This is a genomic window from uncultured Flavobacterium sp., from assembly GCF_963974175.1.
Lineage (GTDB): Bacteria > Bacteroidota > Bacteroidia > Flavobacteriales > Flavobacteriaceae > Flavobacterium.
Genome location: NZ_CAXBBR010000010.1, coordinates 17,612 through 30,848 on the forward strand (window position 1 = coordinate 17,612; position 13,237 = coordinate 30,848).

The window sequence follows — 13,237 nt, forward strand, 5'->3', positions numbered from 1 at the left end:
AAGTAATTAAATTATTTATATATTTGATTTTGGTAATTACTTAAAAAATAAAAACAATGAAAAAAATACTTATCCTAGCAGCATTTGCTTTATTCACTATTACAACAAGTGCCCAAGAAGCAAAAACTGCCTCTAACAAAGAAGCGCAAACAGAAAAAAAATGTTGTGCTAAAGAGGCCGATTCTAAAGCAATGACTGCTGCAGAAGTTTCAAAATGCCAAGCTAAGTGTAAAGCTGAAGGAAAAAAATGTGACGCTAAAATGGTAGCAACAGAAGAAAAAAAGTGTTGTGCTAAAAAAGCATAATTTACTTTTTACGCATTAAAAAATGCCTCCAGATGGAGGCATTTTTTTTATAATCATAAGTTGAAAACTGATTTATTTTTTTACTCTAACACTCCATTCGAAATCCATTTCTGATACTTGGACTCCTTTCTCGTCAGTTCCAATAGATTTCATCCAGAACGTCTGCCCCTCGCCTGTTGCCACAGATTCTTGAATAGCACGCTCTATCAAATGACCGTCTTTACAAACAAATGTTATTCTTCCAGTGGCTTTTTTAGTAAAACTCCCTTTGTTGTTTGCTACTAACATTGATATTTTTTTTCCGCTTTTTTGAATTTGATACATCACCAAAGCTCCTGTTGAAAGCTCTGCAGCCATGGCCTGAACTGCAAAATACATCGAATTAAACGGGTTTTGGTTAATCCAGCGATGCTTTACTGTCACAACACAATCTGTTTCATCAAGTTTCTTCACCCGTACACCACAGATAAATGCGGAAGGCAATTTGAAAAATAAAAATTTATTAAGTTTAGACGCTGTAAGTTTCATTATCAGTGGTTTTTTTGCTAATGTACGAAAAAATACTATGCGTACATATAATATTATTTTGTTAAAATTATGTTAACTTTTACTACTATGCGATACAAGATACTGTCTTTTAGATATATATTTGCATAAGAAATTACTAGGTAGTACTATTTAACAATTACTAAAAGTTTCAATCATCAACCAAAAAAATCAAAAAAAATGGAAGCAACTACCGAAAAAAACATCGCCACTTTTACTCACCTGAGTGCATTGACACAATATTTTATTCCTTTTGGGAATTATATTTTCCCAATAATACTTTGGACTTCAAAAAAAGACAAGTCTGAATTTGTAGACTACAGTGGGAAACAAATACTTAATTTCCAGCTAAGCGTGTTGTTATACACAATAGCACTTGCACTGATCGCAATTCCTATTTTGATTATAACGATTTTTAATAATGTCTCTATGAATGCTATGCTTCACGAGGAAAGTTTTGTAATCAATCATTTAAATTTTGAAAACAACATAGCATTAATCACGCTTGGTTTAACAACTGTATTTGTTTTTATTTGTTTAAAAATAGCCGAGTTTTTTCTAATCATTTATGCTTCTATAAAAACATCTAATGGAGAAAAATACAAATACCCAATTACGATTCCTTTTATCAAATAGTGAGTCACTAGCCCTGATGGAAGCGGCATCCTTTTTTGTCTTGAATTTGTTTCAAGATAAAAAAGATATAGCGGACAGCAGGAAGGAGCTCCAGAAAACAATCATCAATCAAAAAATGAATAGTTTAATCAACACAAAAATCAAAAAAACGAATTATGAATATTGAAAACACAAAAGCCCAGATGCGCAAAGGTGTTCTCGAGTTTTGCATCTTATCTGTATTAAAAGAAAAAGATGCCTACACATCGGAAATATTAGACACTTTAAAAAACGCAAAATTATTAGTGGTGGAGGGAACCATTTACCCGCTACTTACCAGACTGAAAAATGACGGATTACTAAGCTACCGTTGGGAAGAATCAACATCGGGACCACCTAGAAAATACTATGGTCTGACCGAAATAGGACAGACATTTTTAAACGAACTTACCAGCACTTGGACTGAATTGTCTGATGCCGTAAACCTAATCACAAACCAAAAATAATAGCCATGAACAAGACTGTAAACATAAACCTAGGCGGAATGTTCTTTCATATAGATGAAGATGCATACCTAAAACTAACACGATATTTTGACGCCATAAAACGATCTTTATCTACATCATCCGGACAAGACGAAATTATAAAAGATATTGAAATGCGCGTTTCGGAATTATTAACCGAAAATCAAAAAACAGACAAACACGTTGTGGGACTAAAAGACGTTGACCAAGTGATTGCTGTTATGGGACAACCCGAAGACTATATTATAGAAGAAGACAATCATACGTCTCAAACATTTAGTAATGCTGCACCCAGAAGGACTAAAAAACTATACCGAGACACAGACAAAGGGATGGTTAGCGGAGTTTCTGCCGGACTAGGTCATTATTTTGGAATTGATGCTGTATGGGTTAGAATAATCTTTATCCTCTTAGTATGGGGAGCAGGAACAGGAGTTCTTGCCTACATCATCCTCTGGATTGTTGTTCCTGCTGCAGTGACAACATCAGAGAAATTAGAAATGAATGGAGAACCAGTCAATATTTCAAACATCGAAAAAAAAGTCAGAGAGGAATTTGAAAATGTTTCTGACAAATTTAAAAATGTAGATTATGACAAATATGGTAACCAAATAAAAACTGGAGCCGGAAAAATAGGAAGTTCTTTTGGCGATTTCATTATGACGATTTTTAAAATTTTTGCTAAATTTCTTGGAGTTATCTTAATTATGACAGGACTAGCTACATTAATGGCATTATTTATAGGTATGTTTACACTAGGATCTTCCTCTTTTATTGACTTTCCTTGGCAAGGATTTATAGAAGCAGGAAACTTCACTGACTATCCTATCTGGGCTTTTGGACTATTAATGTTCCTTGCAGTAGGGATTCCATTCTTTTTTCTAACCGTATTAGGTTTCAAACTATTGGCTCCCAATATGAAGTCGATAGGAAACATTGCTAAATATACGTTGCTTGCGCTATGGTTGATTTCAGTTGCCTTAGCCATTTCAATAGGAGTAAAACAAGCCTCTGCTTTTGCCGCGGACGGACGTGTAGTTCAAAAAGAAAACATTATGTTGCTACCAACAGATACGCTGCAAATTAAATTCAAACACAATGACTATTATGCAAAGAACGTTGATGATCGCGATGATTTTAAAATAGCACAAGATCCAAACGGTACAGAGGTAATGTATTCTAATGACGTTAGTTTGAGAATAGAAAGCACAGATGAAAAACTACCATATATCCAAATTGAGAAAGAAGCAAAAGGAAAATCTCTTTCTGAGGCGAGACAAAGAGCAGAACAAATAAAATACAGCTATAAAATTGAAGGAAATCAATTAATTTTAGACAACTATCTAACTACTGATTTAAAAAATAAATTTCGTGATCAGCAAATAGAAATTACTTTATTCTTGCCTAAAGGGACATTATTAAAACCAGACGACTCAATGAAAAATTATGATCGTACGGATGCGGATTACTTCCTATGGAACCCAAATTCTAGTAATGACATCTACAGAGTAGAGGATAATAAAGTGAGATGTTTAAACTGTGCTTCTGATGAAAATGCGTATAATGATGATAAAGATAACGAGAACAGCTCAATAAAGATTACTAAAGATGGTGTTTCTATTACAGATGATACTGTTAATGTATCGAATAGTAATATTAAAGAGTTGAAAATAAACAAAGATGGTATAATTATAAAAACGAGATAATCATGTTAAAAATCATCACAATAATAACTAAATTCATTCTAGTAGCACTAGCTGCCTTGTTATTTGCATCCTGTGACCATTCGATAAACATCAAATCTATCACGGGAAGTGGCCACGTTACTACGGAGAAAAGGAATGTAGACGGAGATTTTAAAAGTATTGAAGTTAGCAATGCTATCGATTTGATAATTGAACAATCAGACAAGACTGAAATTATTGTAGAAGCTGATGATAATTTACAAAAAAGCATCACTACAACAGTAGAAAATGGAGTACTTATTATAGCCTGTGATTATAATTCCTTTATAAATATCGAATCAAAAAAAGTTACGGTTAAAATGCCAATTATTGAATCCTTGCGCGCTTCTAGTGCTTCATCGATTACAAGTGCAAACACAATTAAAGGTGAAAACATTAACCTCAGAACATCTTCTGCTTCAAATATAAATTTGAATATTGAATCAGATCATATTGAATGTAAAGCCAGTAGTGGGAGTTCAATAACTATTGAAGGAATGGCACTAAATATGGAGGCTACTGCTTCTAGCGGAAGTGATATTGACGCTAAGGACTTACTTGCTAACGAAGTAAATGCTGTAGCATCAAGCGGAGCAACAATTAGCGTTCATCCAATTGTAAGTTTAAAAGCCAAAGCTTCGAGTGGTAGCAATGTTGACTATAACACTACCCCAAAATCAATCGAAAAAAGATCGAGTTCTGGAGGAAGTATAGACAAGATTTAACTTTTTATCTGACAATTAATAACTAAATCATCCATCAAAAGTGGATGGTTTTTTTATATTTGTAATAATCATAACAAAAAATAAAATGAAAAAACATATAGTCATCACGCTACTTGTACTATCGACCACTCTTGTTTCTGCACAAAAAAAAGAAAAAATAAAAGGTTCAAAAACAGTAACGACTGAGCTAATGGAAGTCGGTTATTTTGACACCCTTGAACTGGAAGATAATCTTGAAGTCTATTTAGAAAAGGGAGAAAAACCTGGAATAAAGGTTGAAGCAGATGACAATCTTCATGATATTATCTCAATGGACTTAAGAGATAAAATTCTTCGCATATACACTTCTAAGGAAGCTATAAAATATAGAAAACTGATTGTAAAGGTTACCTATACAAATGACTTAAAAAGTGTTTCTTCAAAAAATGATGCTGTTGTTAACGCGATACAAGAAATACAACTTGACTCGATCATTTTTAAAAGTATCGATTACTCTAAATTGTTTTTAAACATAAACACAAAGATTTTTGTACTACAAGCAGATGATAAATCAAAAATCGAACTGAATGCAAAATCTGAAAAAATAAAAATTGTATTGAGTAAAAATGCAGCTTTAAAATCCTTAATTACTACTCCTGACTTAACATGTGACTTGTATCAAAAATCAGAAGCGAATATTGAAGGTACTGCGACCAATGCCGTGATTCGTCTAGATAATAATTCTGATTTAAAAGGAGATAAATTGACGATTAAAGATCTAGAATTAATTACTGAGAGTTACTCTACCGGTAGTGTAAACGTAGAAACATCCATTAGTATAAGTGCTGGGGAGAAATCTCAAATTGAACTTTACGGAAACCCTAAAATTGAAATGAGAAAATTTGCTGATGAAGCCAAATTACTTAAAAAGGCAAAATAAACATCGATCCCAAATGAAAAGCCCCATTTACATTAGTAAATGGGGCTTTTTTATTAAATTTATATTCTTCGAAATTAGTCTTTGGCAGCTAAATATCTTTCGGCATCAAGTGCTGCCATACAACCTGTACCTGCAGCCGTGATTGCTTGGCGATACACATGGTCTGCTGCATCTCCAGATACAAAAACACCTTCAACATTTGTTTTTGAAGATCCCGGAGTATTAATAATATAACCCGTTTCATCAAGAGCAATAAAATCTTTAAAAATATCAGTATTTGGCTTGTGTCCAATGGCTACGAAGAAACCAGTTGCTGGAATTTCAAAAGCTTCGTTTGTAGTTTTGTTCAGTGCTTTTACACCTGTAACTACTTGTTCATCTCCTAAAACTTCAACGGTATCGTGATTCATCAGAATTGTAATATTTTCCGTTTTACGCACACGAGCTTCCATTATTTTTGACGCTCTAAATTTTTCACTTCGAACTAACATTGTCACTTTTTTGCAAAGTTTAGACAAATAATGCGCTTCCTCACAAGCTGAATCTCCAGCACCTACAATAACTACTTCTTGATTTCTATAGAAAAAACCGTCACAAACTGCACAAGCAGAAACACCACCACCCATTTTCAAATAGTGTTGTTCAGAAGGCAAGCCTAAATATTTAGCAGATGCTCCAGTAGAAATAATTACTGTTTCACAATGCAATTCTTTAGTTCCATTAATCCAAACTTTATGGATATCTCCTGAAAAATCAACTTTAGTTGCCCAACCGTCACGTACATCAGTACCAAAACGTTGTGCTTGAGCTTGCAAACCCACCATCATTTCTGGACCAGTTATCCCTTCAGGGTTTCCAGGCCAGTTTTCCACTTCATTAGTTGTAGTTAACTGACCTCCAGGCTGCATTCCTTGATATAAAACCGGATTCATATTTGCTCTTGCAGCATATATTGCAGCAGTATATCCTGCAGGGCCAGAACCTATAATAAGGCATTTTATTTTTTCGATTGTATCTGACATAGTGAAATTTTATAATTATTTTAAACAGTACAAAAATAAGTCTTATTTAATGGAATACAGAAACAGAATAATCAGTTTTTGCTATTCTACAATAAAAAAATCCCCTCTGTTGATACAGAAAGGATTTTTCATTAGGTGGAAAGAGGCTAAACAACTCCTCTATCTCATTATAAATTAATTATATACAGTTTTAATCGCACTATTAATATCTTACTAAGTAACTTTTTTTTTAGAAAAATTGTATTGACTATACAAATATTGAAAAATGAGTTTTAAAGACCTAGTTACTTTTATTTTAAAAGTTCAATTTGAAAAGTCTGTAAACTTTTTCCAATTTCTAATGGATGTCCTAATTCTGATAAAGCACGTTCCAAAGCTCCTAGTACAGCCAAAAGATCATTTGGAGAAACCGAACCCATATGCCCTATTCTAAAATAAGTGGCTTTGATTTCTGGCAGTAAACCTCCTGCTATAATTACATTACTATCAACCATTTTAGAACTTAATGCGGCTCCGTCTACACCCTCAGGATAATATACTGCTGTCAAGGTATTCGCAGCTATTTCAGTTGTTTTAGGTAATATAGTTAGGTTCAAGGAAGCTATTGCGGCTCTAAATGCTTTTGCTAAACTTTGATGTCTCTTCACCCTTTTTTTGATGCCTTCTTTACATATAATTTTCAAGCTAGTTTCTAAAGCTACAATTAAATTAACTGCTGGTGTCCCAAAATACGAAGGTCTTCTTTCTTCGTAAGCTTTCATTATGGGTAACCAATTGCTCCAGTCTGCATAATAATTAGGCACAGGCGTTTTCCTGTTTTCCCAAACTTGCATCGCTTTTTCTGAAACCATCAAAAGTGCCAATCCTGGCGGTACACCAATTGCTTTTTGAGATGCTGTTAAGACAACATCGAGCTCCCATTCATCCTGATTTAACTCTTCACCCGCAACCGAACATACACCATCTAGAATGCTTAACGTATTGTATTTCTTGGCTAATTGAGCTATAGGTTTAGGATCTACTATTATCCCCGTAGAAGTATCTACATGCGTAATAGTCAGAGCTTTGTATCGTCTATTTTTTAGTTCATTTTCTATAACTTCAAGAGGGACAATTTCGCCTAAAGGCGCTTCTAAAAGCGTTGTATTTGCCCCGTAGCGATCTAAAATATCTTTGAATCGTTTACCAAAATAACCTGAAGAAATAACTAGTACATTATCTCCTCGTTCGATGAGATTAGCAGCAGCCATGTCCATAGCTAACGTACCAGTTCCAGCGACGATAAAGGGTTGCCCCTTTGGAGACATCCAAACTTCTCTCATTAGCTCAAGGCTCTTTCCAAAAATTTCAATAAAATCTGGAGCTACATGACTCGTCGTAGGTATACCCATTGCTTGTAAAACTTCTGGTTCAAATTCGATAGGACCAGGAATCATCAGTAATTTTCTAGCTTTCATTTGATTTTTATTTTAATAAATTATTATTGCTTACCAATATTCCATCGCCATCTGCATAGATGTAATCACCCGGAATAAAAGTAATCCCTCCAAATTTAACTGGAATATTTATCTCTCCTAAATTACGCTTCACACTTTTAACAGGGGAAGTGTTCAACGCTTTTATACCTATATTCATTGCGTTAATTACTTCACTATCGCGAATGCAACCATTTACAATAATGCCTTGCCAATTATTTTGTATTGCTAATTCAGCTAATTGATCACCTATTAGCGCACATCGTAAAGAAGCACCACCGTCAATTAAGAGCACTTTACCTTTTCCATCAAGTTCTAACTGCTTTCGAACTAAGGAATTACCTTCAAACAACTTTATCGTAGTGATTTTTCCTGAAAAGTTTTTTTTGTTACCAAAATGATTAAAAATAGGGTCAACACAACTAAGAAGTGTATCATACTCATCCCAAAGATCTGCAGTTGTAAACATATTTGCAAGTAGTTATTTAAGGAAATTGTTTTAATTAACTCAATTTAAAAAGGCAACATGCGTACATGTTGCCTTTTTCTTTAAATAGAATAAAATATTATTTTTCTAATACTAATTCTCTTTTTTGCTCTGTTTTTTTACTTTCAAACTGATCACTAGTATTTTTAGCTCCATCCGCTTTTAAAGCTTTGTCTCCAGCAAAGAATGTTTTATGATCATCACCTAGATTCGATCCTGCCATTCTTTGATGTTTTACACAAGCAACACCTTTACGAATTTCTTGTCTTTGAACCCCTTTAACATAAGCTAACATCCCTTCTGCACCAAAATAACCTTGAGTTAAATCATTCATGTGAAGTGCTGTAGTATGATAAGTTGGTAGCGTAATTAAGTGATGGAAAATTCCAGCTTCTTTTGAACTATCTAATTGAAACGTTCTAATTTTATCATCTGCACGATGACATAACTCCGAGTCATCATATTGTACGTCCATTAAATTATTTCTATCATAAGCTGTCATGTTTTCACCTTCTGCAAGCATTTCATCATAAGCTTGGTTACGGAAATTTAAAGTCCAGTTAAAAGAAGGTGAGTTATTGTAAACCAATTTAGCAGTTGGTACCACTTCTCTAATTCTGTTTACCATATGAGCAATTTGCTTCACATTAGGTGTTGGAGTTTCAATCCATAAAAGATCGGCTCCATTTTGTAGACTGGTAATACAATCTAAAACAACTCTATCGATATTCGAACCCTCTTTAAATTGGTACAAACCGTTTGGTAATCTAACAGGACGTACTAATTTACCATTTCTTTTAAGAAGAACATCGTCTTCTTTAGCATCATTAATAGCTATTTCTTCTGCTTCTACAAAAGCTAAATATTGAGAAGCTAAATCTCCCGCCTCAGTGCTAACTGGTAACTTTTGAGTTAAACTTGCCCCTTCTGAATCAGTTCTTGCAACAATAATTCCGTCATCTACTCCTAATTCTAAGAAAGCGTATCTAATAGCATTAATTTTAGCGATAAAATCTTCATGCGGCACAGTAACTTTTCCATCTTGATGACCACATTGTTTAGCATCAGAAACTTGATTTTCAATCTGAATTGCACATGCACCAGCCTCAATCATTTTTTTAGTTAGCAAGTAAGTCGCTTCTTCGTTTCCAAAACCTGCATCAATATCAGCAATAATAGGAACTATATGTGTTTCAAAATTATCAATTTGATCTTGTACATTTTCTCCTTTTTCAAGTCTTCTAAATAAATCATTTAACTCAATTGCATCTGCTTGACGTAAGAAATCATAAATTTCTTTTATTAAAGCAGGAACAGTAGTTTTTTCGTGCATAGATTGATCTGGCAACGGCCCAAATTCTGAACGTAATGCAGCAACCATCCAACCTGATAAATAGATATAACTTTTGCTAGTCGTTTTATGATGCTTTTTAACAGCGATCATATTTTGTTGAGCAACAAAACCATGCCAAGAACCTAGTGATTGTGTATAATTAGATGCATTTGCATCATATTCTGCCATATCTTTTCTCATAATAGCAGCTGTATATTTAGCGATGTCTAAACCCGTTTTAAAACGATTTTGAGTAACCATTCTAGCTGCGCTTTCAGGGTTTATGGCATTCCAAGTACTTCCGTACTTTGCTTTAAGATCAATTACAGTTTGTAATGCAGAACTATAATTACTTTGTGCTAAATTTTTCATAATTTTGTTTTTTTTATTATTAAGATTTTTCTAGATTTTGATAATTCCGTCTCGCAAACTATTCCAGTAGTTGCGAGACATTTTTTTTAAATATATTGGTATGCTGGTAATGTTAAAAATTCTTCAAACTCTTCTGAGATCACTAGCTTATTAAAAAGCTCAATAGCTAATTCAAACTTGCTATTCTTTATGTTCTCTTCACCAAATTCAATAATGAGTTTTTCTATCTCATCATCAAAAATGGCTTCGTATAACTTCCTATTAAAAGTTCGTCCATCTTCTATGACAACTTCATTATGTAACCATTGCCATACTTGAGTTCTGGAAATTTCGGCTGTTGCAGCATCTTCCATTAAGTTATAAAGAGCCACTGCGCCATGACCTCGTAGCCAAGCTTCCGTATACAAAATACCAACATTAATGTTTTTTCTAATTCCCTCTTCGGTAACGGTTCCTTTAGGTATTTCAACCAGATCTTGCTCCGTTATATTTACATCGTCACGTGTCACATGCAATTGATTCGTTGTTGGCATGTATTTGTTAAATTCTGCCATGGCGACTGCTACCAGTGCAGGATGCGCAACCCAAGTACCATCATGACCATTTTTCACTTCACGCTCTTTGTCTTTTCTTACTTTTTCTAAAGCAGCAGCATTCGCTTTTTCATCATTTTTAATCGGAATTTGCGCTGCCATTCCGCCTATAGCAAGTATTCCTCTTTTGTGACAACGTTGAATCACTAACTTTGAATACGCATCCATGAATGGTGTTGTCATAGTTACTTGATCACGGTTTGGAACTACAAAATTTGGATGGTTTCTGAATTTTTTGATGTAAGAAAAAATATAATCCCAACGACCACAGTTTAAACCAACAATATGATCTTTTAGTTCGAAAATTATTTCGTCTAATTGAAAACTAGCTGTAATGGTTTCTACTAAAACTGTCGCTTTAAAAGTTCCATTTGGCACTTCTAAATACTCTTGAGCAAATTCAAACACTTTGTTCCACCAACGCGCTTCTAAATAATGCTCTAATTTTGGTAAGTAGAAATACGGTGCAGTTCCATTTTGCAGCATTGTTTGTGTGTTATGGAATACATACAAACCAAAATCAACTAAACTACCAGAGGCTTTTTCATTGTTAATTATAATATGTCTTTCGTCTAAATGCAAACCTCTTGGTCTAACCAATAAAACAGCTGTCTCTTGATTTAATGTATATGTTTTATTGCGTTTTGTATCAACTAACGAAATGGTTTTTTTATTGGCATCTATTAGGTTTTGCTGACCTTCAATAGTATTTTTCCAAGTAGGAGCATTACTATCTTCTAAATCTGCCATAAATGTTTTGGCTCCTGAATTCAAAGCATTGATAATCATTTTTTTATCAACTGGACCTGTAATCTCTACACGTCTATCCTGTAAGTCATGCGGAATACTACCAGCAGTCCAGTTTCCATCTCTTATAGTTTTAGTCTCACTTGGAAACTTTGGAAATTCACCTTCATCAAAAACCTCTTGTTGAGTTACGCGACTTTCTAAAAGAGATAATCTCTCTGCATTAAATTTTTCATGAAGAGCAGTAATAAAAGTTAATGCTTCATCAGTTAAAATTTCCGGATAGTAATTATTAACCTCTTTAGAAAAGTTAATTTTAGATTGTTTTAAATAGGTGCTTTCCATGTTGTTATATATTTATAATGCAATAGTATAACAAAGTTTTTTATAAAACAAGCGAACGTTCGTTAAATATTGTATTTCGCTAAAAAAACATATTCGCTAAAAATTATTGAATTTACTTTCATTGAAAGCGAAGATATTCCTACAGCAACTATTTCATAACCAGGGTAAAATTATTAGACATAAAAAAACCTTCTTGGTCTACAAGAAGGTTTTAGTCGGGGTGGCAGGATTCGAACCTGCGGCCTCCTGCTCCCAAAGCAGGCGCGATAACCGAGCTACGCTACACCCCGAAAGCGAGTGCAAATATAAAACTATTTTTTGCTTAAACAACACTATTTGAAAAATAAGAAATAAAAAACAATTGTAAAAAAAGAACGCTGTAACATTATTACCCACATCGGCTTCATCTTTTGCAGTTTAGCTTCCTTCTTCATAAATCTATAACTACAAATAAAAAATCTCTTTATCTAAACTCAGTTTTAAATGACCTATAAACAGCCAAAGTACAACTCAGCATAAACTAACAAAACAGTCCAAACTCGAATATTCAAACTCTATAATCAGCGACCCAAGCGGACCTAGTTGACAATCCAAAAAAATTCTAAAATAAAAATCAAGAAGCACATAATAAAACACAGCAATACGCCCCTAATCAAGCTTTAACAAATGTTAACAAAATAGATTTTTAGAAACCATAATAAATTGTATTTTTACGGTTCAAAATTTATAAAATAAATGGGCAAAATCATTGCGATTGCTAATCAAAAAGGAGGAGTTGGAAAGACTACAACATCTGTAAATCTTGCCGCTTCCTTAGGAGTTTTAGAAAAGAAAGTATTACTTATAGATGCTGATCCACAAGCTAATGCGAGTTCTGGATTAGGAATCAACGTCGACGAAGTTGAAATCGGAACGTACCAAATTCTGGAACATAGCAATACCCCCAGAGAGGCAATTATTAAATGTTCAGCACCAAACGTAGATGTAATTCCATCACATATTGACCTTGTTGCCATCGAAATCGAATTGGTAGATAAGGAAAATAGAGAATATATGCTTAAAAAAGCACTAGAGAGTGTAAAAGACGATTATGATTATATAATCATTGATTGCGCGCCTTCTCTTGGACTGCTTACGTTGAATGCATTGACAGCAGCTGATTCAGTAATTATCCCTATTCAATGTGAGTATTTTGCACTAGAAGGTTTGGGTAAATTACTAAACACAATAAAAAGCATTCAAAAAATTCACAATCCAGATTTAGATATCGAAGGATTATTATTAACCATGTTTGACTCCCGACTTCGTTTATCGAATCAAGTTGTCGAAGAAGTGCAAAAGCATTTTAACGATATGGTTTTTGACACTATTATTCAAAGAAATGTAAAATTGAGCGAAGCGCCTAGTTTTGGAGAAAGCATCATCAACTATGACGCAACCAGTAAAGGAGCTGCAAATTATTTACATCTAGCGCAGGAAGTTATAAAGAAAAACAGCAAATAGTT

Annotated in this window: 13 protein-coding genes and 1 tRNA gene; 7 read left to right on the plus strand and 7 right to left on the minus strand. The window is 33.8% G+C overall.

What is annotated here, in order from left to right; all coding sequences use genetic code 11:
* The first annotated feature begins 56 nt into the window (after positions 1-56).
* Positions 57-305, plus strand: a complete 249-nt coding sequence (locus AAC069_RS14100) for a hypothetical protein (protein ID WP_339921099.1) — start codon at positions 57-59, stop codon at positions 303-305.
* Positions 306-377: 72 nt separating this feature from the next.
* Here AAC069_RS14100 and AAC069_RS14105 read toward each other — a convergent pair whose 3' ends face one another.
* Positions 378-833, minus strand: coding sequence for a DUF4442 domain-containing protein (locus AAC069_RS14105; RefSeq protein WP_339921100.1), 456 nt, complete (start codon positions 831-833; stop codon positions 378-380).
* A 198-nt stretch (positions 834-1,031) separates the two neighbouring features.
* Between AAC069_RS14105 and AAC069_RS14110 the strand changes: the two genes are divergently transcribed.
* From AAC069_RS14110 to AAC069_RS14130, 5 genes are all read left to right on the plus strand, one after another.
* The gene (locus tag AAC069_RS14110) at positions 1,032-1,487 is read left to right on the plus strand and encodes a DUF4870 domain-containing protein (RefSeq protein WP_091092129.1); all 456 of its coding nucleotides are present in this window, start codon (positions 1,032-1,034) and stop codon (positions 1,485-1,487) included.
* Positions 1,488-1,642: 155 nt separating this feature from the next.
* Positions 1,643-1,972, plus strand: coding sequence for a PadR family transcriptional regulator (locus AAC069_RS14115; RefSeq protein ID WP_339921101.1), 330 nt, complete (start codon positions 1,643-1,645; stop codon positions 1,970-1,972).
* A 5-nt stretch (positions 1,973-1,977) separates the two neighbouring features.
* On the plus strand, positions 1,978-3,696 hold the full coding sequence (locus AAC069_RS14120; RefSeq protein WP_339921102.1) for a PspC domain-containing protein: 1,719 nt from the start codon (positions 1,978-1,980) through the stop codon (positions 3,694-3,696).
* 2 nt (positions 3,697-3,698) lie between these two features.
* Positions 3,699-4,439, plus strand: coding sequence for a head GIN domain-containing protein (locus AAC069_RS14125; RefSeq protein ID WP_339921103.1), 741 nt, complete (start codon positions 3,699-3,701; stop codon positions 4,437-4,439).
* 85 nt (positions 4,440-4,524) lie between these two features.
* Positions 4,525-5,358 (plus strand): DUF2807 domain-containing protein, encoded by an 834-nt coding sequence (locus tag AAC069_RS14130; protein WP_339921104.1) that lies wholly within the window; start codon positions 4,525-4,527, stop codon positions 5,356-5,358.
* Positions 5,359-5,432: 74 nt separating this feature from the next.
* Here the strand turns inward: AAC069_RS14130 and trxB are convergent, their stop codons facing one another.
* The 6 genes from trxB to AAC069_RS14160 form a co-directional block, all read right to left on the minus strand.
* Positions 5,433-6,380: a thioredoxin-disulfide reductase gene (trxB, locus tag AAC069_RS14135; protein WP_339921105.1), complete on the minus strand. Its 948-nt coding sequence runs from the start codon at positions 6,378-6,380 to the stop codon at positions 5,433-5,435.
* A gap of 290 nt (positions 6,381-6,670) precedes the next feature.
* Positions 6,671-7,837, minus strand: coding sequence for an alanine--glyoxylate aminotransferase family protein (locus AAC069_RS14140; protein ID WP_339921106.1), 1,167 nt, complete (start codon positions 7,835-7,837; stop codon positions 6,671-6,673).
* 7 nt (positions 7,838-7,844) lie between these two features.
* Complete coding sequence (gene rraA / locus AAC069_RS14145; RefSeq protein WP_339921107.1) at positions 7,845-8,324, minus strand: ribonuclease E activity regulator RraA; 480 nt, start codon at positions 8,322-8,324, stop codon at positions 7,845-7,847.
* 97 nt (positions 8,325-8,421) lie between these two features.
* On the minus strand, positions 8,422-10,047 hold the full coding sequence (locus AAC069_RS14150; RefSeq protein WP_339921108.1) for an isocitrate lyase: 1,626 nt from the start codon (positions 10,045-10,047) through the stop codon (positions 8,422-8,424).
* Positions 10,048-10,133: 86 nt separating this feature from the next.
* The gene (gene aceB / locus AAC069_RS14155; RefSeq protein ID WP_339921109.1) at positions 10,134-11,732 is read right to left on the minus strand and encodes a malate synthase A; all 1,599 of its coding nucleotides are present in this window, start codon (positions 11,730-11,732) and stop codon (positions 10,134-10,136) included.
* Positions 11,733-11,947: 215 nt separating this feature from the next.
* Positions 11,948-12,022, minus strand: a tRNA-Pro gene (locus AAC069_RS14160).
* A gap of 445 nt (positions 12,023-12,467) precedes the next feature.
* Here AAC069_RS14160 and AAC069_RS14165 point away from each other — a divergent pair.
* On the plus strand, positions 12,468-13,235 hold the full coding sequence (locus AAC069_RS14165; protein WP_091092104.1) for an AAA family ATPase: 768 nt from the start codon (positions 12,468-12,470) through the stop codon (positions 13,233-13,235).
* Positions 13,236-13,237 lie beyond the last annotated feature (2 nt).